Source organism: Synechococcus sp. CCY9201 (assembly GCF_034931105.1).
Lineage (GTDB): Bacteria > Cyanobacteriota > Cyanobacteriia > PCC-6307 > Cyanobiaceae > CBW1002.
Genome location: NZ_JAYGIC010000059.1, coordinates 1 through 22,899, shown reverse-complemented (window position 1 = coordinate 22,899; position 22,899 = coordinate 1). Strand labels below are relative to the sequence as shown.

The 22,899-nt window shown below is 68.2% G+C and carries 23 protein-coding genes and 1 pseudogene; 1 reads left to right on the top strand and 23 read right to left on the bottom strand.

Translation table 11 applies throughout. From position 1 onward, the window contains the following. Positions 1–22 precede the first annotated feature (22 nt). The 15 genes from fba to VB716_RS05650 form a co-directional block, all read right to left on the bottom strand. Complete coding sequence (fba, locus tag VB716_RS05720; RefSeq protein ID WP_197156084.1) at positions 23–1,096, bottom strand: class II fructose-bisphosphate aldolase; 1,074 nt, start codon at positions 1,094–1,096, stop codon at positions 23–25. Positions 1,097–1,295: 199 nt separating this feature from the next. Continuing rightward, on the bottom strand, positions 1,296–2,429 hold the full coding sequence (locus VB716_RS05715; protein WP_323248341.1) for a Gfo/Idh/MocA family oxidoreductase: 1,134 nt from the start codon (positions 2,427–2,429) through the stop codon (positions 1,296–1,298). Between the two features lie 35 nt (positions 2,430–2,464). After that, complete coding sequence (locus VB716_RS05710; RefSeq protein ID WP_231605326.1) at positions 2,465–2,872, bottom strand: hypothetical protein; 408 nt, start codon at positions 2,870–2,872, stop codon at positions 2,465–2,467. A 6-nt stretch (positions 2,873–2,878) separates the two neighbouring features. Next, positions 2,879–3,757, bottom strand: coding sequence for an acetyl-CoA carboxylase, carboxyltransferase subunit beta (gene accD / locus VB716_RS05705; RefSeq protein ID WP_322758664.1), 879 nt, complete (start codon positions 3,755–3,757; stop codon positions 2,879–2,881). 27 nt (positions 3,758–3,784) lie between these two features. Then, positions 3,785–4,639, bottom strand: a complete 855-nt coding sequence (locus VB716_RS05700) for a prepilin peptidase (protein ID WP_231597932.1) — start codon at positions 4,637–4,639, stop codon at positions 3,785–3,787. Positions 4,640–4,655: 16 nt separating this feature from the next. Continuing rightward, positions 4,656–5,030 carry a hypothetical protein gene (locus tag VB716_RS05695; RefSeq protein ID WP_231597933.1) on the bottom strand — a complete coding sequence of 125 codons (375 nt, stop codon included), beginning with the start codon at positions 5,028–5,030 and terminating at the stop codon, positions 4,656–4,658. A 59-nt stretch (positions 5,031–5,089) separates the two neighbouring features. Next, the gene (locus VB716_RS05690) at positions 5,090–5,992 is read right to left on the bottom strand and encodes a phosphoribulokinase (protein WP_197156090.1); all 903 of its coding nucleotides are present in this window, start codon (positions 5,990–5,992) and stop codon (positions 5,090–5,092) included. Between the two features lie 71 nt (positions 5,993–6,063). After that, complete coding sequence (gene leuB / locus VB716_RS05685) at positions 6,064–7,143, bottom strand: 3-isopropylmalate dehydrogenase (protein WP_197156091.1); 1,080 nt, start codon at positions 7,141–7,143, stop codon at positions 6,064–6,066. Positions 7,144–7,230: 87 nt separating this feature from the next. Further along, the gene (gene lpxD, locus VB716_RS05680; RefSeq protein ID WP_323248349.1) at positions 7,231–8,268 is read right to left on the bottom strand and encodes a UDP-3-O-(3-hydroxymyristoyl)glucosamine N-acyltransferase; all 1,038 of its coding nucleotides are present in this window, start codon (positions 8,266–8,268) and stop codon (positions 7,231–7,233) included. 44 nt (positions 8,269–8,312) lie between these two features. After that, positions 8,313–9,467, bottom strand: a complete 1,155-nt coding sequence (gene proB / locus VB716_RS05675) for a glutamate 5-kinase (protein ID WP_197156096.1) — start codon at positions 9,465–9,467, stop codon at positions 8,313–8,315. Positions 9,468–9,503: 36 nt separating this feature from the next. After that, the gene (locus VB716_RS05670) at positions 9,504–10,043 is read right to left on the bottom strand and encodes a YqeG family HAD IIIA-type phosphatase (protein ID WP_197156099.1); all 540 of its coding nucleotides are present in this window, start codon (positions 10,041–10,043) and stop codon (positions 9,504–9,506) included. Further along, on the bottom strand, positions 10,043–10,597 hold the full coding sequence (locus VB716_RS05665) for a DUF3727 domain-containing protein (protein ID WP_197156101.1): 555 nt from the start codon (positions 10,595–10,597) through the stop codon (positions 10,043–10,045). Before VB716_RS05665 ends, VB716_RS05670 begins: the two co-directional genes overlap by 1 nt. Before the next feature lie 21 nt (positions 10,598–10,618). After that, complete coding sequence (gene ruvX / locus VB716_RS05660; RefSeq protein WP_197156104.1) at positions 10,619–11,092, bottom strand: Holliday junction resolvase RuvX; 474 nt, start codon at positions 11,090–11,092, stop codon at positions 10,619–10,621. Positions 11,093–11,159: 67 nt separating this feature from the next. Next, positions 11,160–12,314 (bottom strand): hypothetical protein, encoded by a 1,155-nt coding sequence (locus VB716_RS05655; protein ID WP_323269974.1) that lies wholly within the window; start codon positions 12,312–12,314, stop codon positions 11,160–11,162. A 43-nt stretch (positions 12,315–12,357) separates the two neighbouring features. After that, positions 12,358–13,578 carry a F420-0:Gamma-glutamyl ligase gene (locus VB716_RS05650; RefSeq protein WP_322758660.1) on the bottom strand — a complete coding sequence of 407 codons (1,221 nt, stop codon included), beginning with the start codon at positions 13,576–13,578 and terminating at the stop codon, positions 12,358–12,360. Positions 13,579–13,703: 125 nt separating this feature from the next. Here VB716_RS05650 and VB716_RS05645 point away from each other — a divergent pair, with 125 nt between their 5' ends. Beyond that, a complete protein-coding gene (locus tag VB716_RS05645; protein ID WP_197156111.1) occupies positions 13,704–15,083 on the top strand; it encodes a PhoH family protein in 1,380 nt (459 codons plus the stop codon). 3 nt (positions 15,084–15,086) lie between these two features. On the opposite strand, the gene VB716_RS05640 is transcribed toward VB716_RS05645, so the two are convergent. The 8 genes and pseudogenes from VB716_RS05640 to VB716_RS05605 form a co-directional block, all read right to left on the bottom strand. Continuing rightward, a complete protein-coding gene (locus VB716_RS05640) occupies positions 15,087–15,866 on the bottom strand; it encodes an SIMPL domain-containing protein (protein WP_323269973.1) in 780 nt (259 codons plus the stop codon). Between the two features lie 216 nt (positions 15,867–16,082). Further along, the gene (locus VB716_RS05635) at positions 16,083–17,042 is read right to left on the bottom strand and encodes a sensor domain-containing diguanylate cyclase (protein WP_322758658.1); all 960 of its coding nucleotides are present in this window, start codon (positions 17,040–17,042) and stop codon (positions 16,083–16,085) included. 184 nt (positions 17,043–17,226) lie between these two features. Next, positions 17,227–18,645, bottom strand: a complete 1,419-nt coding sequence (gene fumC, locus VB716_RS05630; RefSeq protein ID WP_323269985.1) for a class II fumarate hydratase — start codon at positions 18,643–18,645, stop codon at positions 17,227–17,229. A 73-nt stretch (positions 18,646–18,718) separates the two neighbouring features. Next, positions 18,719–19,300: a thylakoid membrane photosystem I accumulation factor gene (locus VB716_RS05625; protein WP_323269972.1), complete on the bottom strand. Its 582-nt coding sequence runs from the start codon at positions 19,298–19,300 to the stop codon at positions 18,719–18,721. Positions 19,301–19,369: 69 nt separating this feature from the next. Beyond that, positions 19,370–20,992, bottom strand: a complete 1,623-nt coding sequence (locus VB716_RS05620; protein WP_323269971.1) for a DUF3685 domain-containing protein — start codon at positions 20,990–20,992, stop codon at positions 19,370–19,372. Positions 20,993–21,195: 203 nt separating this feature from the next. Further along, positions 21,196–21,558 carry a Fur family transcriptional regulator gene (locus tag VB716_RS05615; protein ID WP_197159322.1) on the bottom strand — a complete coding sequence of 121 codons (363 nt, stop codon included), beginning with the start codon at positions 21,556–21,558 and terminating at the stop codon, positions 21,196–21,198. A gap of 257 nt (positions 21,559–21,815) precedes the next feature. Next, positions 21,816–22,604 carry a 1-(5-phosphoribosyl)-5-[(5-phosphoribosylamino)methylideneamino]imidazole-4-carboxamide isomerase gene (hisA, locus tag VB716_RS05610; RefSeq protein ID WP_323269984.1) on the bottom strand — a complete coding sequence of 263 codons (789 nt, stop codon included), beginning with the start codon at positions 22,602–22,604 and terminating at the stop codon, positions 21,816–21,818. A 105-nt stretch (positions 22,605–22,709) separates the two neighbouring features. Then, positions 22,710–22,895, bottom strand: a pseudogene (locus VB716_RS05605) (hypothetical protein); the annotation flags it as partial. Between the last annotated feature and the right edge of the window lie 4 nt (positions 22,896–22,899).

Genomic DNA, 22,899 nt, shown 5'->3' with positions numbered 1-22,899 from the left:
CCGGTGACGTACCGGGAATCAATCAGGCGGCCACGGCGGTCTTGGGATCGAGTTCGCCCTTGGCGTAGAGAGCGGCGTAGTAGTTGATGTCGCGCTGTTTGATCTTGCTGGCGTTGCCGGCACACCAGAACTGCTGGTAGCGATCCAGGCACACCTGCTTCATGTAGGCCCGGGCGGGCTTGTTGAAGTGGCGGGGATCGAAGTTGGCGGGATCCTTGAAGGCGGCTTCCCGCACGGCGGCAGTGAAGGCGAGGCGGTTGTCGGTGTCGATGTTCACCTTGCGCACGCCATTGCGGATGCCCTCCTGGATCTCTTCGACGGGTACGCCGTAGGTCTCGGGGATGGCGCCGCCGTACTTGTTGATCATGTCCAGCCACTCCTGGGGAACCGAGGAGGAGCCGTGCATCACCAGGTGGGTGTTGGGGATGGCCTTGTGGATTTCAGCGATGCGGCTGATCGCCAGCACTTCACCGGTGGGCTTGCGGGTGAACTTATAGGCGCCGTGGCTGGTGCCGATGGCGATGGCCAGGGCGTCGACCTTGGTCTTGGCGACGAAGTCGGCGGCCTCAGCGGGATCGGTGAGCAGCTGGCTGTGGTCGAGCTTGCCCTCGAAACCGTGGCCGTCCTCGGCCTCACCCATGCCGGTCTCCAGGGAACCCAGGCAACCCAGTTCGCCTTCGACGCTCACGCCGATGGCGTGGGCCACGTCGACCACTTCCTTGGTCACAGCCACGTTGTACTCGTAGCTGGCCGGCGACTTGGCGTCGGCCATCAGTGAGCCGTCCATCATCACCGAGGTGAAACCGTTGGCGGCGGCACCGAAGCAGGTGGCAGGGCTGTTGCCGTGGTCCTGGTGCATCACCACCGGGATGTCGGGATAGGTTTCAACGGCGGCCAGGATCAGGTGCCGCAGAAAGGCCTCACCGGCGTACTGGCGGGCACCGCGGGATGCCTGCAGGATGACGGGGCTGTCGGTCTCGTAGGCAGCCTCCATGATCGACTGCACCTGCTCCAGGTTGTTGACGTTGAAGGCAGGGATGCCGTAGCCGTTCTCAGCGGCGTGGTCAAGCAGCAGCCGAAGCGGAACGAGCGCCATGGATAGAACCTCGGATCGGTGGGTATGGGACTGGGTGACACCAGGGGACAGGTAGGGCCGTGCTCGGGTGGAGCCGTGCTCTGAAGGGGTCCGGCTCAGGAGCCGGGCCGGGGTCGGTCAACCCGCCTTGGTCTGGCGGCGAGTCTAGGGGATCCCCCTCAAGACCCAGGCCCTCACCAGTGCCGCTCCACGGCCTGACTCAGGGATCAAGCGCCAGGGACGCTTCGCCCGACGTGCCCTGCCGTGCCCAGTCGCAGCAACGCTGGCTCGCCACCGCTTCCGCCAGGCCCGGCAGCATCGGACGGCCCTCACGGATCGCCTCGGCCCACCACTGCTGAGTCCGCTGCACCGGTGCCACCCGGCCGTCCTCCCAGGTGCGGGCAAAGGCGAGTGACGGATCGGCTGGGAGCGGCCGCAGCGCCTCGCCCGGCCGGGCCATCCACAGCTGGAAGCCGTGCACATAATCGCTCTGGTTGGACGAACCCAGCACCAGGGTGGCCTCGCTGCCATAGAGCTCGATCCAGTAGCCCCGGCCCTGACGGGTCACCGAGGCCAGCGTCACCTGGGCCGGGGTGCGGACGCCAGAGGCGGTGCCCAGAACCATCTGCAGCAGGGCGATGTCTTCGGCATCCACCGCCGCCCGACCCTCGCCCGGCCCCGGCAGGGGACGCTCAGTGATGGCAGTGCTGAGCTGGGCCCGAAGGCTGCGGGTCGGGCCCACCAGCCAGTGGAGCGTGTCGAAGGCGTGAGTCCCGAGGGCGCCCAGCACCCCGCCGCCCTGCTCCACCTGGGAATACCAGGTCCAGGGACGCTGGCCATCGGCGCGGCTGCTCATCAGCCAATCCAGTTTCACCAGCCAGGGATCACCCAGCACCCCCTCTGCGATCAGGGCTGCCATCTGCTGAAACAACGGCACAGCCCGGTATTCGAAATCCACCGCCACACAGCAGCGTTGCCGCAGGGCAAGGCGCTGCAGCTCCTCGATCTGGGCCGCCTCCAGGGCCACGGGCTTCTCCAGCAACAGGTGCTTGCCCGCCAGCAGAGCGCGCCGGGCCAGATCAAACCGGGGGCCCGGTGGGGTGGCGATCACCACCGCCTCGATCTGCGGGTCGCCGAGCAGGGCATCGAAATCGGTGTGGCCGGGCAGTTCGGCGCGGTGACAGGCCTGCTCCAATCGCTCGGCCCGCGGATGCCACAGGGCCACCGGTTCGGTGAGAAGGCCACTGCGCAGGGCGGGCAGATGCACCGTCTCCCCGAAACCCAGACCCGCCACGGCCACCCGCACCGGCTGGCTGGAACGGCGGCCGCCAAGGGTCGACAGAGCTGGACTCATTGTGACAATCGGGAAGGGAGAGCGACTGGGGCCACTCAGGCGGGCAGGTCGGAGCCGGCGGCGCAGACGGCGTCGATCATGGCGTCGAGCAGCTGATCACCACCGGCTGGCTGCCAGTCGGCCTTGAATCGGGGAACGCCGTTCACGGCAGTGTCGCGGTAGAGCTTCTGACCGCAGTCGAGCTCCATCACATAGAGATCACCGAGGCGAGGGCGACCCTCCTCTTCCGGAGGCGGCAGATAGCGTGACAACACGCTGAGGTTGCCGTCACGGGTGCGCCGCAGGCTGCCCGCATCCCACCACTGCTTGCCCTCCTCGGTGGCGGGAAGCTCCCGCCAGTCGACAGAACCAGCCTGGGCCGGCAGGGCAAGCAGCAGCAGCAGGGCCAGGCTCAGGCCGAGGCGGCCCAGATAACGGATCCAGCGGTGCATCACATCGTCCATGGGGGCTCAGGACAGGGACAGACAGGTCTTGGGCGCATGCAGCCGCAGCAGGCTGGCCAGGGTGCTGCGCAGCTGGGGACGGGGCACGATCGTGTCCACGAAGCCATGATCCTGCAGGTATTCAGCGGTCTGGAAGCCATCGGGCAGCTTCTCGCGCAGGGTCTGCTCGATCACCCTGCGGCCGGCGAAGCCGATCAGCGCCTTCGGTTCGGCCAGGATCAGGTCGCCCAGCATGGCGAAGCTGGCGGTCACTCCGCCGGTGGTGGGATGGGTGAGCAGGGGGATGTAGAGCAGTTCGGCCCGGCGATGCCGCTCCAGCGCCCCGGAGATCTTGGCCATCTGCATCAGGCTGAGCATGCCCTCCTGCATGCGGGCACCGCCGGAGGCGCAGACGATCAGCACCGGCAGCTGGCGATCGGTGGCCTTCTCGATCAGACGGGTGAGCTTCTCGCCCACCACCGAACCCATCGAACCGCCCATGAAGCGGAAGTCCATCACCCCCAGGGCGAGCGGATGGCCATCGAGGCGGCACAACCCCGTCACCACCGCATCGCGCAGGCCGGTGCTGCGCTGGCTGTCGCGCAGCCGGTCGGCGTAGTGGCGGCGATCCTTGAAGGCCAGGGGATCGGTGGGGGCCAGCTCGGTGTCAAGGGGCTCGAAGCTGCCCTCATCGGCCAGCAGCCGGATGCGCTCCTCGCTGTCGATGCGGTGGTGATAGCCGCATCCCTTGCATACGCTGGCGTTGGCCTGCAGATCCTTGCGGTAGGTGACCAGGCCGCACTCGGGGCACTTGCTCCAGAGACCATCGCCTTCATCGCTTTCCTGGTTGACGCGCACCACTGGTGCAGCCTTGCGGCGGTCAGCGAACCAGTCGAACAGCGACACGGGAAAACTCGGAGGATCCGATCACATTTAAGGACCGGGCCAGCCCAGCAGCTGCAGCCACAGGCCATGGCCGCCGATCCAGACGAGCACGCCACCGCAGGCCAGGAACGGACCGAAGGGAAAGGGTTGCTGTGGACCCAGCCGGCCCAGCAGGCGGGCCAGCCCGCCCACCACAGCTCCGCCGCCGATGGCCAGGGCCACGGCCAGGCCCAGACCGGTGGGACCGAGCCAGGCTCCCAGCAGGGCAGCCAACTTGGCATCGCCCAGGCCCAGGGCAGGGCGGCCGAGGAGCCGTTCGGCCAGGGCGCTGGTGCCCTCGAAACCCAGCAGGCCGATCCCGGCGGCGAGCAGATGCTGAAACAGCAGCGCCCGGCCCACCTCCTCACCCTGGCTGAAGCCGATCACCGCCGTGCAGGCCAGCCCAAGCAACAGTCCCCAGCGGCAGAGGGGCTCAGGCAGCCAGAGTGCGTCGAGGTCGACCAGCACCAGCGGGATCAGCCAGCTGACCAGCAGCCAGCCCGCCGCCACCAGCATCCAGGCGGCAGGGGCCGGCCCCAGACCGGCCGGCTGGGCAAACACCATCGCCACCCACAGGCCGGCGCAGAGCAGTTCGACCAGCAGATAGCGCGGGCTGATGCTGCGGCGGCAAGTCCGGCAGCGGCCGCCCAGCCAGAGCCAGCCCAGCACGGGCACGTTCTCGAACCAGGCCAGCGGGGTGCCGCAGTGGGGGCAGTGGCTGCCGGGATGGATGAGCGACTCCTGCCGAGGCAGGCGAAAGGCGACCACCTGCAGAAAGCTGCCCACGCAGGCACCGAGGACCGCGGCAAGCAGGGGCAGGGTCGAGGGCTCCATGATCAGGGGCGACCCGTTGCTGCTGAGCATGGCTGACGCGGCGGGTTCAGGGGCGCAGATTGGAGCGCGGATTGCGCAGCCGGGTGGAGGCAGTGCGGTTGGGCCGGCCCCGGATCATCTCAATCGGGACGAAGTGTTCCTCCGGCAGCAGCACCGGCAACTCGAACACCACCCGCGGCGGAACCGGAGCCTGCTGCCAGATGATGCCGATGGGTTCAGCCCCACCCGGGCACTGCTCGAGGTAGTGAAAATAGGCCCTGCGGGCGTCTTGAAACACCTGACGGCTATCGATCTGATCCAGCCGAAGTTCCGGCCGCGGAGACGAGCCAGTGGATCCATTGGCTCCCTGGATCAGGAAGGAGGGGGAAGAAGTGGCACGTCCGGTGAAGGGAATCGGCCCCACCTTGTCCGACTGGTTCACCCACCTTAGAGGTCTTGGCAGGGGGTGAGACCAATCGTGCACCGGGCTTGAGCTGGAACTCAGGCGAGCGTCTTCTTGTCCTGGATCATGCGATGGATGATCGGGGTGAGGATCAACTCCATCGCAAAGCCCATCTTGCCGCCGTTCACCACGATGCTCGTGGGGCTGGACATGAAGGAATCGTGGATCATGTCCAGCAGGTACTGGAAGTCGATCCCCCACTTGTCCCGGGCTCCCTTGCGGAAGTGGATGATCACGAAGCTCTCATCCGGGGTGGGGATGTTGCGGCAGATGAAGGGGTTGGAGGTGTCCACGGTGGGCACCCGCTGGAAGTTGATGTCGGTGCGGCTGAACTGCGGGCAGATGTGGTTGATGTAGTCCGGCATCCGGCGCAGGATCGTGTCGACGATCGCCTCGGCGGAGTAACCCCGTTCGGCGTTGTCGCGCGAGATCTTCTGGATCCACTCCAGGTTGGTGATCGGCACCACGCCCACCAGCAGGTCCGCCAGGGATGCCACGTCGTAGCCCTCACCAACCACACCGCCGTGCAGACCCTCGTAGAAGAGCAGGTCGGTGCCGGCGGGGATGGGTTCCCAGGGGGTGAACTGGCCGGGCTCCAGGCTGGTGCCGAGGCGGCTGTTGTGATCAGCGGCCTCCTCAACGGAGTGGAGGTAGTAGCGCTTCTGGCCACCGCCGGATTCGCCGTAGCTCTGGAACAGCTCCTGGAGCTTGTCGAACAGGTTGGCCTCGGGACCGAAGTGCGAGAAGTTCTCGCCCTTAGACAGGGCTGCCGCCATGGCCTCCTTCATGGGGCCGCGCTCGTAGCGGTGGTAGCTGTCGCCCTCCACCACCGCAGGCTGGATGCCTTCTCGCTCGAAGATGTGCTCGAAGGCACGCTTGACCGTGCTGGTTCCTGCGCCGGAGGAACCGGTGACGGCGACGACGGGGTGACGCTTCGACATCGGCGCGGACTGCAGAAAAACCGTAGTGAGTTTTGCAGGTCGCCGGTCCGCCTCCCTGCTGGGCGCCTGGTTCAGGCCTCCAGCGCCGCCAGCAGCTGCTCACCCATGGCGCTGCAGCCCAGCACACTGCAGCCCTCGCTGAGCAGATCACCGGTGCGGTAGCCAGCCGCCAGCACCCGATCCACGGCCCCTTCCAGAGCCGCGGCGGCCGCGTCCTGCCTGAGGCCCACCCGCAGCAACATGGCGGCGCTGAGCACCATGGCCATCGGGTTGGCCTTGTCCTGCCCGGCGATGTCCGGGGCTGAGCCATGCACCGGCTCGAACAGCCCCGGCCCGTCCGATCCGAGGGAGGCGGAGGGCAGCATGCCGATCGAGCCGGTCAGCATGGCGGCCTCGTCGCTGAGGATGTCGCCGAACAGGTTGCCGGTGAGCAGCACATCGAACTGCTTCGGTGCCCGCACCAGCTGCATGGCGGCATTGTCCACGTACATGTGGCTGAGCTCCACCTCCGGGTAGTCGCAGGCGATCGCTTCCACCCGATCGCGCCAGAGCTGGCTCACATCCAGCACATTGGCCTTGTCGACCGAGCAGAGCCTGCGGCCGCGCTGCATGGCCAGATCGAAGCCCACCCGGGCGATCCGGTCGATCTCGTGGTCGGAATAGACCATCGTGTTGAAGGCGCGCACGTGGCCATCGGCCTCGACGCGTCCCTTGGGCTGGCCGAAATAGATGCCGCCGGTGAGCTCCCGCACCACCATCAGGTCGACGCCCTCGATCACCTCCGGCCGCAGGCTGCTGGCGTCAGCCAGGGCGGGAATGATCGTCACCGGCCGCAGGTTGGCGAACAGCTCCAGGCCGGCCCGCAGGCCCAGCAGACCCGTCTCGGGCCGCTGCGAGCGGGGCAGGGCATCAAAGCGGGGGCTGCCGATCGCCGCCAGCAGCACGGCATCGGCCGCCTTGCAGGCCGCCAGGGTGCTGGCGGGCAGGGGTTCACCGCAGGCGTCGATGGCGGCACCACCGATCGGTTGCTCGTCGAAGACAAGGCTGAAGCCATGGCGTTGACTCACCACCTCCAGCAGCTGCCGGGCCACCGCGGTGATTTCCGGGCCGATGCCGTCGCCGGGAAGCAGGGTGATCCGGTAGCTGGTCATGGGAGCCGGAGGAGCGACAAGCGGGCTGGGCGCGAGGCTACGCCGCGACCTTCTGGGCACGGATTCAGAGCTCCCGGACCAGGCTCCTCAGCTGGAGCTGTTTTTCAGTTGCCGCAGGGTCCTGGCCATCTCCGGCAGCTTGTTGAAGGCAGCCGAGCAGCGCAGCCACAGCCGGTTGGGGATGGCGGGGTAGCCACTCACCACCTCACCGGCGGCCACCTCTCCGTGGATGCCGGATTTGGAGGAGGCAATCGCCCGATCGCCGATCACGGCCTTGTTGGCCACGCCCACCTGGCCGGCCAGGATCACACCATTGCCGAGACGGGCACCGCCGGCAATGCCCACCTGGGCCGCCAGGGCACAGCCCCGCCCGGTCACCACGCCATGGCCGACGTGCACGAGGTTGTCGATCTTGCTGCCGGCACCGATGCGGGTCTCGCCCACCGAGGGGCGATCGATGGTACTGCCGCAGCCCACTTCCACGCCATCCTCGAGCACCACCAGCCCGGTCTGGGGCATCTTGCGCCAGCCGGCGGCGGTGGGCACGAAGCCAAACCCCTCCGAGCCGATCACAGCGTTGGAGTGCACCACGCAACCACGGCCGAGGCGACTGCCAGGGTGGAGCACGGCGTTGGCATGGATCTCACAGCCCTCGCCGAGCTGCACATCGTCGTAGAGCACAGCTCCGGGGTGCAGGGTGCAGCCGCTGCCAACGGTCACCGCGGCGCCGATCACCACATGGGCACCCACGTGCACCGCCTCACCGAGCTGGACGCTGGGATCGAGCACGGCACTGGAGTGCACCCCCGCAGGCAGGGGACGCCGTGGGTAAAGGGCCTCCAGGGCTTCGGCGAATCCGAGGCGCGGATCGGCCAGGGCCACCCAGGCCAGGCCCCGCTCGCTGGCCTGGTGCTGCAGATCGGCGTCGGCCGGGAGCAACACGGCACTGGCGCCAGTGGCAGCCAGGGCCGCCGCCAGGGCGTTGCCGGGCTCCAGGAAACTCAGCTGACCACCGCTGGCCTGATCCAGGGCAGCCGCGCCGCCGATCTCCGGGTCTGCAGCCAGATCCCTGGGAGTGCTCTCCGCCACCTGGCTGAGCTGGCCGAGCAGCTGGCTGAAACGCATGCCTGGGAGGAGGGATCGAGGCCGGATCGTAGGGCTGGGCTCCGTCAGGCTGGCGGCGGCACGGAGGTGAGCACCAGGTGGTCGCGGTGCACCACTGCATCGCCCACCGCATCTCCACCTGCCCCGAGCCGGCTGCGCACGGCCTCGCTGCTGAGCCCCACCACCTGACGCAGCTCGTCGCTGCTGAGGCTGCAGAGACCACGGCCCAGCTCCCGGCCATCGGCGGCCAGCAGGCGCACGGGATCGCGGCGGCGGAAGTCGCCCTCCACCGCACGGATCCCCACCGCCAGCAGGGACGCCCCCCGATGGACCAGGGCCCGCTCGGCGCCGGCATCCAGGGTGAGGCTGCCCTTGGCCAGCAGGGCATGGGCCAGCCAACCCTTGCGATCAGGCAACGGAGTGGTGGAGGGATGGAACACCGTGCCCACCCGTTCACCGGCCAGCAGGGCATCGAGCACGGCGGGATCACGGCCATCGGCGAGCCGCACACGGATGCCGCTGGCCGTGGCGATCCGGGCCGCCGCGAGTTTGGTGGTCATGCCGCCGGTCCCCCAGCGACCGCCTCCCTTGGCCACGCCTCGGAGGCTCTCCAGTTCCGCCAGATCGCGCACCTCATCGATCGGAACCGCCTCGGCATCGCTGCGGGGATCACCCGAATAGAGGCGATCCACATCAGTGAGCAGGATCAGTTCGTCAGCGTTGATCGCCACCGCCACCAGGGCCGAGAGGGTGTCGTTGTCGCCGAAGCGCAGCTCCTCGGTGGCGAGAGTGTCGTTCTCGTTCACCACCGGCACCACCCCCCAGGCGAGCAGCTGCTCCAGGGTGCGGCAGGCGTTCTGGTAGCGCCGCCTGGAGGCCAGATCGCCGCGGGTCAGCAGCACCTGGGCCACCCGCGCACCGCGCACCGCGAAGGCGTCCTGATAGAGGGCCATCAGCTGCCCCTGGCCCACCGCCGCCGCCGCCTGCAGCGCCACCACTTCGCTGGGACGTTGCTCCAGCGCCAGGGTGCGACAGCCCAGGCCCACGGCCCCACTGGTCACCAGGGCGATCGCATCGCCACGACGCTGCTGGCGACTGAGGCTGGCGGCCAGGTCGTGAACCACGGCGCTCGTGGGCCGATCGGGCTGACCCTGCAGGGTGCTGGTCCCCACCTTGATCACACGACGCAGGCCGCCGCCTGCAGGACTGCTGTTGGTCATCCGCCTAGAGGGTGAGGCGCACGGGTCGGCATCCGATCAGGCCAGGGGGGTTCCGATCCAGCGCGCCAGGCCCAGCTCGATCCGCTGCAGGTGATCCTGCCGGCACGGCTCCCCATTCGGATCGATCGGCCGCACCAGCACGGTGTACAGGCCCAGCCGATTACCCGCCAGCACATCCGTGAACAGACGATCCCCGATCAGGGCGACCTGCTCGGGGAGCAGGTCCAGGTCCGCCAGCACCCTCCTCAGGGCGGAGCGGCGCGGCTTGCCCGCCGAGGTGGTGAAGGGCAGCCCCAGCTGCTGGGCGAGGCCACCGATCCGCCGCCGCGATGGGTTATTGCTGAGCAGGTGCAAGGGCATCCGTGCCTGGGCACGTCGCAACCACTGCTCGGCCCGGGCCGGCAGCTCGGAACGGTGACGCGGCAGCATGGTGCGGTCCACATCGAGCACCAGAGCGGCGATCGACTGGTCCTGCAGCCGCTCCAGGGAGAGGTCCACCAGAGTTCCCTGCACCACCAGATCGGGTGTGAGCAGCCGCGGCAGGGCGGCAAGGCTGGCTGCATGCCGGCTGGGCATCAGTCCCCCTGCTCCCGCTCCTCCAGTTCCGCCTCGAGGCGGGGCTGAATCCGCTCGAATTCCTCGCCCTCCACCAGCACGGCTTCGCTGCCGTTCATCCGGGCCACCACGAAGAAGGGATCGAGGGGAATGAAGAGGCCATAGTCCTGACCATCCGCCTTGAACTGGATCAGCAGCTCATAGGTCTCACTGTCCTCATCCTCGTCCTCATCCTCGTCGAAGTCGTCAGGATCGGGCTCATCGAGCTCGCCGCTCACGGTAAGAGTCACCGCTGAGCGCACCAGGGTCAGGTCATGCTCCTGCAGCACCACATCCGCCACCGAGAAGATCGCCTCGTTGCCCTCGATCGTGTCGATCAGTTCCGGGTTGGTCTCGTCATCGGTGAGCCGGAACAGGCACACCGGGGTGTCCACCGGAGTGAGCAGCCCGTAGTCGTTGCCATCCAGCGGGATCAGCTGCTCGAGGAAGCAGAGCAGTTGCCGCTGCTGGCTGTCCCGCACGAGCACCGTGGGCACATCACCGGAGGACGGGGTCGTGGGTCCGTCGGGACTCATGGGGGAGGAGCGTTGTCCCCCTCAGGATGGATCAGCATGGTCCGACCTGCAGGAATTCGGGGTCGCCGGCAGGACCGGTTCGGGACCCTCCCCCAGCCACTGCTCCAGCAACAGGGCTGCGGCGGCGCTGTCCAGGGCGCCGCTGCGATCGCCGTGCAGGCCATGGAGCTCGGCGGCGGCCCAGCTGCTGGCGAACTCATTCACCAGGGCCAGCGGCAGGTTCAGCTGCCGGGCCAGCCGTTCGCCATACCGGCGGCAATGGACCGCCTGGGCGGTGGGTTGCTGCTGCTGATCCAGGGGCAGCCCCACCACCAGGGCCTCAACGCGGCGCTGGCGAGCCAGTGGCTCCAGCACAGCCAGATCGGCCGGGAAGGACCCGCGCCGCAACGGCGGCAGCGATGTGACCGTGAGACCGAGCGGGTCACAGCCGGCCAGGCCGATGCGCCTGCGGCCCACGTCGAGGGCGAGCACCGAGCGGCGACGGGGGACAGGCATCCGGGGGGTGGGGAGGCTGCGCGGGGGCGAGGGCGCAGAGTTGGATGGCGAGGCTTGATGGCCTGGCTCAATGGTCCCGCAGCGGGGAGGGAACCGGGCGCCGGCGGGGCTGCAGGGGTTCCAGCAGGGCGGTGAGGCGTTTCATCGCCGGGTGGACCACCGCCCGATCCTGACGGCGCCAGACGCTGCGGGCCATCAGGATCCGTTCGCCGCAGGCCTCTGCACCGAGGTGCTCCAGCCACTGGTGCGGCGAGGGCTGGGTCACGTCGCAGGCCAGCCACAGGGGTTCGGTCGGCGTCAGCTCGGCCGCCAGGCGCTGCAGCAGCAGTTCGGTGGCCGGACCGACCAGCTCCACCCAGCCCGGATGCACGCTCAGTTCAACATCGTGGCCCCCGCCGGGATGGTCGCCGAGCCAGCGCACCCCCGCCACCGCCTGATCCCGACAGGGATCGACAAGCATCCAGCCGCGGTTCTGGCTCTGATCCAGCAGATCTTCGGGGCGGCGATCGAGCAACTGGCGCAGCTGGGCGGGGCAGGCGGCCTGCTCCAGATGCCAGAGCAATGGTCCGGAGCGGCGCTGCAGGCGACGCAGCTGCAGCTCCGATGGGATGGGTTGGGGAGCCTGCCCCTGGGGTTGCCAGCGCCAGATCCGGTCGGTGCGCAGGGGCTGAAAACCCTGTTCGCGCAGTTGGGCCTGGCGGTCAGTGTCGAGGCTGGCGGCGCTGGCGATCCAGCTGGTGGCTCCGGTGGTGCGCTGGATCGCTTCCCGCAGCAGGGCCACAGCGACGCAACGGCGACCCGGATCGCCCTCCAGTCCACGGGCCAGCCGCAGATGCTGCACCTGCCAGCAACTGCCGGTGCGGTTGAGGGGACGCACCACCACAAGTCCGAGCGGCAGGCTGGCTCCGAAGAGCATGCGCGTCGCCACCAGCACCTGGGGAGCCAGGGGCTGGCGGGGGGTGAGGGCATGGATCAGCCGGGCCGGCAGGGCCAGCAGCACGGCCCGCTGCAGCAGCGGCTGGAGCGGCAGGAAGGCCGGATCATCGAGGAGCGGCAGATGCCAGGGCTGCAGCGGCTGCACGCCCCAGTCGGCGGGAATTCCTGCCGATGGCGGCGTAGCCGCAGCCTGATCGGCCGGATGTGAACTGCCTTCACCCGAGCTGGTGGCGTGCCCAGACGTGGATCGGGCAGCGCTGATGTTGCGGCTGATGGCGGCTGGCACGGCGTTCCCGCAGCGTGGCGACCCTCGCAGGCCTTCTCCCAGTTTAGGCCGGGCGTACCAGCACAAGCGGCGTGCGCTCGTTGGCATTACCGGCCGGATTGGGCCGCAGGGCTCGCTGCAGCAGGGCTTCATCGCAACCCTGGCTGGCCGCCAGCACCTTGACGCGGCCCAGATCGTTCACATCCACGACCGCCACACCCACACCGAGGGCGGCAGCCAGGCGTTCACAGACGTCCTCGGGCTGATGCGGGCCCAGCACGATCGTCTGGTCGTAGGGGGGGGTGGTGCCGGTGATGTCGTCGATCAGGCGGGCCTGATCCCCGGCCAGTCGGTAGAAGCCACCCTTGAGCCCCACCAGCTTCATGGCCGATCCCGCCAGCCAGGCGCAGAGCACCCGCGCCGGACCCACCACATCGATCAGGGTCTGCAGCCCGCAGGCACTGGCCAGGCTGCTGGTGGGATGGAACACACGGCAGAGCAGACGGGCCAGCATCGAGGGCTGCACCGTGGCGGGATGGTGGTAGCGGCCCTGCATCACCGCCAGGGGCGTCTCGCCGATGGTGAGGATGTCGCCGGGCTGCAGCAGAGGGCCGGCGTAGCGCTGCAGCACAGCCTCGGGATCGTCGAGCACCCCCAGCAGATGGGTGCGGATCGGCAACACCCGGCAGCGTTCACCCTCGCGCCAGGGGGCCTCGACCTCGGTGAGCACACCAGGCTTACGCAGGGGGACCAGCAGTCCGTCACGCCGCTCGAGTCGGCCGAAGGGGCCGTAGTTGATCCAGAACACCTCCAGCCAGAGGGTGTCGAGCAGGGAGCGGAGGTCCACGTCTGCCGCTGCGCTGATCCGTACCGAGACCTCCACCTCGGTGCTCTTGCGGCCCTTGAGGATATAGGCGAACCAGTAGCCATCGGAGCGGGCGTCTTCATCCGGGTGATGGGGCGTCACCCGGGTGGAGACGCGGAGTGCGGAGAGATCACCGCGGCCGAGCAGCACGGGATTGACCCGCAGCTCCGGCACGAACACCTCCATGCGGGGGTGGGGATTGCGCAGCGTCAGGCTGCCGCTCAGCTCCACGCTGCCGCCGCTGCCGGCATCGCCCTGTTCACCTGAGCTGCCGCCTGCGTTGCAGCGCTGCACCCGCCAGGCACCGGAACTGAGCCGCAGGGGCGATGCGGGCCTCAGGCGGTGGCGCAGCTCCAGCCACAGCAGGGTGAGGCCGAAGGCGAGGGCCACCAGCAGGATCGAGGGGAGCAGCACGGGCAAGGGCGGGGACAAAAGAGCTGGGAATCGGCGCCGCCGATCCGATTCGCTACGAGGCGCGAACGGCCGGAGCGTAGATGGCCTGGCCGCCCTAGCTTCGCCAGCACCGATCGGGCGAGAGCTCCGGTATGCGCAAGACCTTCGTTCTCGACACCAATGTGCTGCTGCACGACCCCGAGGCGATGCGTCGCTTTGAAGACAACAACGTCGTGATTCCGATCGAGGTCGTCGAGGAGATCGATCGCTTCAAGCGCGATCCCTCTGAAAAGGGGCGCAATGCCCGCCAGGTGTCGCGCCTGCTCGACGACCTGCGCAGCCGCGGCAATCTCTCGGAAGGAGTGCCGCTCGACGGCAGGGATGGCGGACACCTCAAGGTGGTGTTCTGCCGCAGTGAAACCCTCACCCAACTGCCGCCGGAACTGAAGGCTGGCAATGGCGACAACAACATCCTGGCCGTAGCCCTTGAGCAGCGGCTCTCGGAGGTGATGGGCAGCCAACCTCCGGTGGTGCTGGTCACCAAGGACACCAACCTGCGCATCAAGGCCGATGCGGTGGGACTCACCGCGCAGGATTACACCACCGACAAGGTGGACATCGCCGATCTCTATCCCGGCGTCTGCGAGGTCTGGATCGACGCAGGCCGGATGGATCAGGTCAAAGGAGATGGGGGACTGGCGATCGCGGCGCTGCCGGATGGGGCCATTCCCGGCGGAACGCTGCAGGCCAATGAAGGGGTGATGCTGGTGGATCCAGCCCAGCCCAGCCACACCCTGCTGGCCCGCTATGACGCGGCCGATGGGGCGATCCATCCGCTGCAGCGGGTGACGAAGGTGAAGCTGGGGCGGGTACAGGCCCGCAACCGCGAGCAGAGCTTTGCCCTCGATCTGCTGCTGGATCCGGCCGTGCAGCTGGTGACATTGGTGGGCAAGGCGGGCACCGGCAAGACCCTGCTGGCCCTGGCGGCGGGGCTGCATCAGGTGGCGGATGAGCACCGCTACGACCGCATGCTGGTAACGCGGCCGGTGATCTCCCTGGGCAAGGAACTCGGCTTTCTGCCGGGGGATCTGGAGGACAAGATGGGTCCCTGGATGCAACCGATCATCGACAACCTCGATTTCCTGCTCGGCGGCGAAGACCGCGGGTCGATGCGGGCCGGCCAGCGGGGGCCACGCAACAGCTGGGCGGATCTGAAGGGGATGGGCTTGCTGGAAGTGGAGGCGATCAGCTACATCCGCGGCCGCTCGATTCCACGCCAGTTCATGGTGGTGGACGAGGCGCAGAACCTCACCCCCCATGAGGTGAAGACGATCGTGACCCGGGTGGGCGAGGGCACCAAGATCGTGCTCACCGGCGATCCTTATCAGATCGACAATCCCTACGTGGATGCGGAAAGCAACGGCCTCACCTGGCTGGTGGAGCGCTTCAAGGGCCAGCCCCTGGCGGGCCATGTCACCTTGCTGCGTGGTGAGCGCTCGGCCCTGGCGGAACTGGCGGCCAACCTCCTCTGAGCCTCACTCCACCCGGAAGGTCACCCCCATGATCGCCGTGATGTCCTTGTCGATGGTGCGGGTGTCGTAGGAGCCACCGTCGCCGATGTCCGTGGAGTTGGGACGGGTGATCTGGAACAGGCCAGTGTCGGCGTTGGTGATCGCGCCGATGCCGCTGCCGGCCTCGCGCGCGATGGCAACAGCCCGCTGCCGCGCATCACGGGTGGCCTTGGCGAGCATGTCCACCCGCTTCTCCGCCAGCTTGGTGAAGGTGTAGGCCGGCTCCTCGATCGTGAGCGGGATGCCCTCGCCGATCAGGCTGCCAATGCCGGCCGAGACCCGCGCGATCCGGTCCACATCGGGGCTGGCGATACGCAGGGTCTGGCGACTGGTCCAGCTCACCGATCGCAACTCGCCGGTGCGGGGATCGCGCACCTCCTCCCGGTCCGAACGCACCGGATCAAGCGAGAGCTCCGCCGCCGTGATGCCCTGCTCCTGGAGCCAGGTGCGGCTGCGTTGCACCAGCGGCTGCAGGGCCTGCCACGACTCCTGCTGGCTGGCGCCGCCGGCGCTCACCACCACCATCCAATCGGCGAAGTCGCTGCGGATCCGTTCGGTGCTGGCGCCGGTCACGGTGATGGCGTCGTTGGCGCGACGGAGCCCCTTCACCGCCACGGCACTGGCTGTGACCAGTCCAACCCCCAGCACCGCCATGGCGAACACCAGGGGCGGTGTGCGCCGCAGCGGACCCAGAAAGGCGGCAGCGCTGCCCCGATCCGGGGCGGGAGATGCGGGAGTGGACATGGCAGGACCTTCGCTGGTCCGATGCAAGCGCCGCTGGGTCGGAGTGCAGCCCTACGTAAGGAAAGCTTACGGTGGTCCCTAGAGCTGATCTGATGGGCGAAGGATTGCAATGCCCCTTCTCGGGCGCGGATGGATGCCAAGGTTCATCCACTGGTGCCTCGCGAGTGCATGGTGCATCCACTCAGCAAGGAGACGTGAAAGGATAGTTCAGTGATTCTAGCTTTTCTTTCGTTTCGCCTGGTACATCAGAGCATCTCCCTCCTCGATCAGATCAGAGATGCTTCCATGGCGTGATGGATCGAAGGCAACGACCCCGCAGGAGAACTGCAAGTCCCACGTATTCTCGGGTTTCTGTTTTTCCTGAATGGCTGCAAGCTCCAGGGCTGCCACTGCCCTGCGCGCGTCACTCACGGTGACGTTGACCAGCAATGCCACGAACTCGTCGCCTCCCAACCGAGCGACCAGATCCGAGCTGCGGAAGGCCACCGCCAGCAGTGAGGCGAACTGACGAATCAGGCCATCGCCGGCGGCGTGGCCCCTGGTGTCGTTGATCGCCTTCAGCCCATCGAGATCGAAGAACACCAATGTTGCCGGGAGCTTCTGGCGCTGGCAGAGCGTAAGGCCGTAGGCTGCAAGATTCAGGAATCCCCGCCGATTCGTGATCCCGGTGAGTTCATCGGTGATCGAGAGCTGGAAGCCGGCCAGTTCACTCTCCGCGATCTGCGCCAGATCCTCCAATGTGGCCAGATCGTCGTCACACAGCTCGCGGGGTTTCTGATCGATCAGGCAGAGGGTTCCAAGGGCAAAGCCTTGGAGATCCTTCAAGGGCCTGCCTGCGTAGAAGCGGATGTGCGGCTCGCCGGTGACAAGGGGATTGTGCGCAAAGCGTTGGTCTGCACGGGCATCGGGAATGAGGAAGATGTGGTCTTCCAGGATGGCGTGTGCGCAGAAAGCCACATCGCGAGGGGTTTCAGTTGTATTCAGCCCCATGCAGGATTTGAACCACTGCCGGTTGGCATCCACCAGGGTCACCAGGGCGATCGGCACATCAAACAGGCGTCGGGCCAGCCGGGTCAATCGATCAAACCTCTCTTCGTTGGGACCATCCAGAAGCGCGCTCCGCTGCAGTGCCTCCAGGCGCAGAGCTTCATCGGCGGGGAGTGCAGCGCTGGTCATGGAACGGAAGCGAGGGGTTCAGCACACCTGGGATCATCCTGCTGGGCCAGAGTTCATTCAGGCAGAGAATGAACGGTTTTGCGCCATCTGAAGCCTGGTCTGCAAGGCTCTACGTCCTGCTCGCCCTTGGAGTCGTTGGCCGTACGGGTGAAGCCCCACCCGTGTGCCGGATTTCTCTGCAGGCTCACACCATCTGCTCGGGTTGCACCCAGTGGTCGAACTCCTCGGCCGTGAGTTCGCCCAGCACCAGGGCCGCTTCCCGCAAGCTGAGCTGGTGCTGGTGGGCATGCTTGGCGATCGAGCAGGCCCGGTCGTAGCCGATCGCCGGCGTGAGCGCCGTCACCAGCATCAGGCTCTGATCCAGCAGCGCCTCGATGCGGCCCTCATCCGGCCGCAGGCCCTCAATGCAGTGCACCCGGAAGCTGGAGCAGGCGCCGGCCAGCAGCTCGATGCTTTCGAGCACGTTGTGGGCGATCAGGGGCTTGAACACATTCAGCTCGAAGTTGCCCTGGCTGGCGGCCATCTGCACGGCGGTGTTGTTGCCCATCACCTGCACCGCCACCATGGTGAGGCTCTCGCACTGGGTGGGATTCACCTTGCCGGGCATGATCGAGGAGCCCGGTTCGTTCTCCGGCAGGATCAGCTCCCCGAGGCCGCAGCGGGGGCCGCTGCCGAGCCAGCGGATGTCGTTGGCGATCTTCATCAGGCTGCCGGCCAGCACCGTGAGGGCGCCATGGGCGGCGGCCAGCGGTTCGTGGCCCGCCAGGGCCTGGAACTTGTTGGGGGCGCTGGTGAAGGGCAGCCCGATCCGTTGGCTCAGGCGGGCGGCCACCTTCTCGCCGTAGCCCCGCGGGGCGTTCAGCCCCGTGCCCACGGCGGTGCCGCCGATCGCCAGCTGGCGCACCTGGGGCAGGGTGGCCTTGAGGCTCTCCAGGCCCAGCTCCAGCTGGGCCACGTAGCCGCCGAACTCCTGGCCCAGGCCAAGGGGCACCGCATCCTGCAGGTGGGTGCGACCGATCTTGATCACGTCGGCATAGGCCTCGGCCTTGGCCCGCAGCGCCTCGATCAGGGCCTGCAGCGCTGGCCTCAGTCGACGTTCAAGGCCAATCACCACGGCGATGTGCAGGGCCGTGGGGAAGGTGTCGTTGCTCGACTGGCTGAGGTTGACGTGATCATTGGGATGCACCGGACTCTTGCTGCCCAGCACACCGCCAGCGGCCCTGATCGCCAGGTTGGCGATCACCTCGTTGACGTTCATGTTGGTCTGGGTGCCGGAGCCGGTCTGCCACACCCGCAGCGGAAACTCGCCATCCAGCTCGCCGTTGGCCACCGCCTCGGCCGCAGCCACGATCCGCTCCGCCAGATCGGCGGTGAGCTTGCCCTCCTCGTGGTTCACCTCAGCGCAGGCCGCCTTGAGCTGAGCGAAGGCATGCACCACCTCCAGGGGCATGGCCTGCCCGAAGCCGAAATAGCGCAAGGAGCGCTGGGTCTGGGCTCCCCAGAGATGGCCGGCCGGAACCGCCACCTCCCCAAGGCTGTCCGTTTCGATCCGGGTGGCGGCAGCACCGGGCTGGGACGGAGAGAGAGGCGGAGACGGGGGCACGATCTGGGGCAGAGAGGGGGGCACGACCTGGGCTGGGACTGGATCAGAAACTGGACAGGGATCGGGCCACCCCTCAGCGGCTGGTCACCACCTCGGCATTGAGTTCGTTGAAGCTGACGGTGGTCCTGGTGGCCTGCCCTTCCGGCAGGGCGATCCCGGTGGCGCGGCTCACAGCGTCGTTGATCGCCTCGAGGTTCACCTGGCCGGCGGCGTCGAGCAGCACCGTGCCGTCTCCATCCAGCACCACCACCTGGGGCACGGTGCCCTTCCAGTAGTGGGCCGGATCGCTGCTGCCGCCATCGGGGCGGTTCTGGAGCGGATCGGTCACCAGGGGCAGCAGGTCAATGTTGTTGCCCCAGAGCCGCTGCAGCTCCGACACCACCGGCGAAAACTGCTTGCTGGCGGCTGAATCATCGAGGTAGTAGATCACCACCGACGGCCGGTGAGCCGCCAGGGCGTCCGCCAGGCTGTTGCGGGGTGGCACGAGCGACCCGTTGCCGGCGTAGAGGGCGTAGATGTTGCCGTCGTAGTTGTCGTTGGTGAGCGAGGCCTGGGCTCCGGCGGGCAGGGCGATCAGGCCGAGGCTGAGCAGCACCAGCGCCACCAGCCGGGTGATTGCGCGCCGCAGAACAGGAAGCAGGGCCGAAGACAACAACGGGCATGGGCGGGTGGCGCCATTGTGACGTGCGCCCGTCTGGACTGACCTGGCCAGCCTGGCAGGGGATCAGCTGCGGCCCACACTGCGGCCCATGCCCTGCAGGATGCCGCGGCCGATCAAGCCCAGACCGCGACCCACCACCTGGGTGAGGAGCACCACCACGAAATCGCCGAGCCGGCGCAGCAGGGCCTGGAGCTGGGGAGCCAGGGCATCGCGGCCCTCCAGCGCCAGGGTGACCAGCTGCTGCCACCAGCCCAGCCGGCGCAGTTCCTGATCACGGGGCTCGGTGAGGGCGAGGGTCTCGATGGCACCCTGGTCGAGCCGGAACAACTGCCGCCGGCTTTCGTAGAGCAGCACGGGCCGCTCGAACCATTCGCTCCAGCGCTGCTGGGCGCTGAGGCGGTTGCGCAACCGCTCCAGGTTGCGGGTCGAGAGCAGTTCGGGCCGCAGCAGATAGCGGCGCAGTTCCGGCCAGGCCCCGCAGCAGGCCAGCACATCGAGGCAGATCAGCTCGGCGCTGCGCACCAGCCAGTTGCTGACCAGCAGTTCGAGGTGGAGCAAGGCCAGCGGTTCATCCGGCGCCAGCAGCCGTCCGTCGACCATCACCGGCTGGGCCTGAACCAGGCTGATCAGCATCGGCTGGGGATCGGGCAGTTCCGGGTCGTCGTCGGTGAGTGCCGCACTGGCCAGCAGGGTGTCGGCCACGGGCCGGAGGCTGCCATCGCAGGGCAATTGCACGTAGGTGCCGGCCATGCAGCGCAGGGCCTCGCGGCGCAGCTCCGCCTGCCAGGCCCGCCAGCTGTCCTGCAGAGCCACACCACGCTGGTTGTCCTGCATCAGCCGCAGGCGCAGGCGGTCGAACTGCTCCAGCAGGGCCAGCAGCAGGTCTTCCCGGCGGCTGGGGCTGAGCCCCTCAAGGGCCAGCAGCAGGCCACTGCGGTTGGCCAGCTCGGCGCGGCAGGTCTCCTGCAGGCGGGCTCGGATCGCCTGCCAGACGCTGCTGGCATCCCGCTGGCGCAGGGTGAGGCTGGTGCTGGAGCGGCGGGTCAGGGCCGTGCCGCTGGCCTCAGCGGGGGGAGACGGCAGCTCCGGGATCTCCTGACTCCAGGCCAGCTGGGCGGGTGCCCAGATCCAGAGCAGGAACTGCCGGGCGACCCGCAGCTCCCGCTGGCGACCCTCCAGCAGCAGTTGCTGTAACAGGCTCTGCGGCGGCGGATCGAGCAGGTGGGCGCAGAGGGCCAGATCGGCATCGATCTGCTGCAGCCCGCTGAGCAGCAACCACTGACCCAGCCCCAGCACCGGCGCGCTGCTCGGCGGAGTCGCCGCTGCGCTGCCGCTGGCAGCGAGGTGCACCACCCGCCCGCCGGCCAGCAAGGTCGTGATCGCCTCCAGCAGAGCGTCGGGGTCGGGGTCCTGCAGCAGTCCCTGCACCGGCAGAGCCAGCCACTGTTCGCGCCGGTCGGTGGCCCCGGCGGGCAGGGTCAGCAGGATCGGTGCCGGTTGCCAGCGCTCCTGCAGGTGCTGCACTTCGGTCAGCAAGGCCTCAGGTGGGGGCAAGGGGGCCGCCAGGCACCACAGGATCAACTGCGGCGCACCCTGGAGCGCCTCGGCAGCCAGGGCCACCCGGTAGCCGCTTGGCTCACCGCTGAGCAGTTTGGCCAGCCCATGGCGCAGCAGGGGGTCGGCCAACAGCAGCAGCTGCGGAACGGAGACAGGGGGCGACGAGCCCGATGTGGAACGCACGCCCAGGGGCACGGAGTGGGCCCAAGGTACCGATCACTGCCTCAGAACTCCAGAGGTGTGGCGGGTTGACCGGATGGACTGACCGGGTTCTTTGACGGGGTGAACTCTGCGTCGGCGATCGACGGGATGGGGCTGGAACCGCGGAAAACTCAGCGGCGTGGCCGGCCGGTGAGATGCAGGGTGTACGACTCGATCGCGAATCCGGTGAGCTCTTCGATCTGCCGAACCAGGGCTTCGGGCAGTACCACGTCCAGGTCCTGGATGGCGCCGGTCTCGCTGCAGGTGAGATGGCTATGGGGATCGGCGCGGTAGCCATAGAGCCGGCCATTGGCACGATCGAGGCATTCGATCACGCCGGCCGATTGGAGCGCCTCAAGGTTCTGATAAACGGAGGTATGGCCGATGTTGCGGCCTAGATCGTTCAGCTTCTCGAAGATGTCGCGGGCGCTGAGGTGATCCCGTTCGGCCCAGAGCAGATCCAGTACCATTCGCCGTTGGCGACTGAGCCGCATCCCCAGATCGCGGCACCGCTGATACACGTCGTCGACGCTGCCGGGCAGACGGGGCTCATCAGAGTTGAGGCCAGAGTCTTCGGTGGAGCTGGAGGCGGCCAGGGATTCGGCGGCAACGCATCCCGCTTGAGCATCAGCCGACCCAGCCGGTGCCGGAGCGACGGATTCGGCGGGGGCGGCGACCACGGCTCAAGCGAAGTGGATATGGCTCTGTTATAGGGGGGGGCGGCAGCTGTAGGGGGGGGGGAGAAAGCGGTTCAGGCGACGACGCCATCACCGAAGCCCAACGGTGCCCCCAGCGGTGGCACGTCCTGCAGCCTGCCCTCACCAACCGCCTGCAGCGCATCGGCCAGGCTGAGGCGCCCGTCGTAGAGGGCCCGGCCCACGATCACGCCCTCCACCCCCAGGGCCTGCAGCGGCAGCAGCGACAGCACATGTTCGAGGCAGCCGATGCCACCCGAGGCGATCACCGGCACCGGACTGGCGTCCGCCATGGCGCGCAGGGCCTCCAGGTTCGGGCCCGCCAGGGTGCCATCGGTGGCGATGTCGGTGCTGATGATCGCGGCGATGCCGCTGCCGGCGAAGCTCTGGGCCAGGGCCGTGGCCTCGACCGTGCTCTCCTCGATCCAGCCGCGGGTGGCGACCTTGCCGTCCTTGGCATCGATCCCCACCACGATCCGGCCGGGATGGCGCTCCGCCAGACGCAGCACCAGCTGCGGCTGCTCGATCGCCACCGTGCCCAGAATCACCCGATCCAGGCCGCAGGCCAACAGCTCCTCTGCCCGCTCCAACGAGCGCACGCCGCCGCCGAGCTGCACCGGGATGTCGAGGGCGGCGGTGATCGCCTTGACGGCCCCATCGTTGACCGGCTCGCCGCAGCGGGCGCCGTCGAGATCGACCAGATGCAACCGCTCCGCTCCCTGGCGCTGCCAGGCGAGGGCCTGGGCCACGGGGTCGTCGCTGAAGCGGGTCACCTGGTCGTAGTCGCCCTGGTGCAGCCGCACACACTGACCGTCCAGCAGGTCGATGGCGGGGAGAATCTGCATGGGGCGGCGGTGACTGGCCCCATCTTCCCTGGCAGGCAGGGACAGCCAGCCGCTGCACCAGAGGCTGGGGTCGTGCAGCTCCGGCAACGGCACCAGCAGCCGGAAGCCGGGCTGCAGCACCGCCTCCAGTTCGGCCGCGCAGGCGGCGATCGGATCGCGCGCCCGGCCCCGTCGACCCACCAGGGAGAAGTGGCGATAGCCCTGGCTGCGGGCCAGGCTCCTGTCCTGGGCCGTCCAGTGCCGGGCCAGCTGCCGCCGGCCAGCCCCGCGGCCCCGGGGCTGTGGTGTCATCGCC

Bases quoted from the DNA above. Each gene is read 5' to 3' on its own strand.
- VB716_RS05635 (WP_322758658.1), bottom strand. From the start codon at position 17,042: ATGACCAGCGCTGCACTCCCCGCCGATGAAGCTCTGCGCCTGGAGGCA.
- fba (WP_197156084.1), bottom strand. From the start codon at position 1,096: ATGGCGCTCGTTCCGCTTCGGCTGCTGCTTGACCACGCCGCTGAGAAC.
- hisA (WP_323269984.1), bottom strand. From the start codon at position 22,604: ATGCAGATTCTCCCCGCCATCGACCTGCTGGACGGTCAGTGTGTGCGG.
- VB716_RS05670 (WP_197156099.1), bottom strand. From the start codon at position 10,043: ATGCCCAGCCGGCATGCAGCCAGCCTTGCCGCCCTGCCGCGGCTGCTC.
- VB716_RS05700 (WP_231597932.1), bottom strand. From the start codon at position 4,639: ATGCTCAGCAGCAACGGGTCGCCCCTGATCATGGAGCCCTCGACCCTG.
- VB716_RS05615 (WP_197159322.1), bottom strand. From the start codon at position 21,558: ATGCGGCTCAGTCGCCAACGGCGAATGGTACTGGATCTGCTCTGGGCC.
- VB716_RS05665 (WP_197156101.1), bottom strand. From the start codon at position 10,597: ATGAGTCCCGACGGACCCACGACCCCGTCCTCCGGTGATGTGCCCACG.
- leuB (WP_197156091.1), bottom strand. From the start codon at position 7,143: ATGACCAGCTACCGGATCACCCTGCTTCCCGGCGACGGCATCGGCCCG.
- VB716_RS05715 (WP_323248341.1), bottom strand. From the start codon at position 2,429: ATGAGTCCAGCTCTGTCGACCCTTGGCGGCCGCCGTTCCAGCCAGCCG.
- lpxD (WP_323248349.1), bottom strand. From the start codon at position 8,268: ATGCGTTTCAGCCAGCTGCTCGGCCAGCTCAGCCAGGTGGCGGAGAGC.
- VB716_RS05690 (WP_197156090.1), bottom strand. From the start codon at position 5,992: ATGTCGAAGCGTCACCCCGTCGTCGCCGTCACCGGTTCCTCCGGCGCA.
- proB (WP_197156096.1), bottom strand. From the start codon at position 9,467: ATGACCAACAGCAGTCCTGCAGGCGGCGGCCTGCGTCGTGTGATCAAG.
- ruvX (WP_197156104.1), bottom strand. From the start codon at position 11,092: ATGCCTGTCCCCCGTCGCCGCTCGGTGCTCGCCCTCGACGTGGGCCGC.
- VB716_RS05640 (WP_323269973.1), bottom strand. From the start codon at position 15,866: ATGTCCACTCCCGCATCTCCCGCCCCGGATCGGGGCAGCGCTGCCGCC.
- VB716_RS05710 (WP_231605326.1), bottom strand. From the start codon at position 2,872: ATGGACGATGTGATGCACCGCTGGATCCGTTATCTGGGCCGCCTCGGC.
- VB716_RS05645 (WP_197156111.1), top strand. From the start codon at position 13,704: ATGCGCAAGACCTTCGTTCTCGACACCAATGTGCTGCTGCACGACCCC.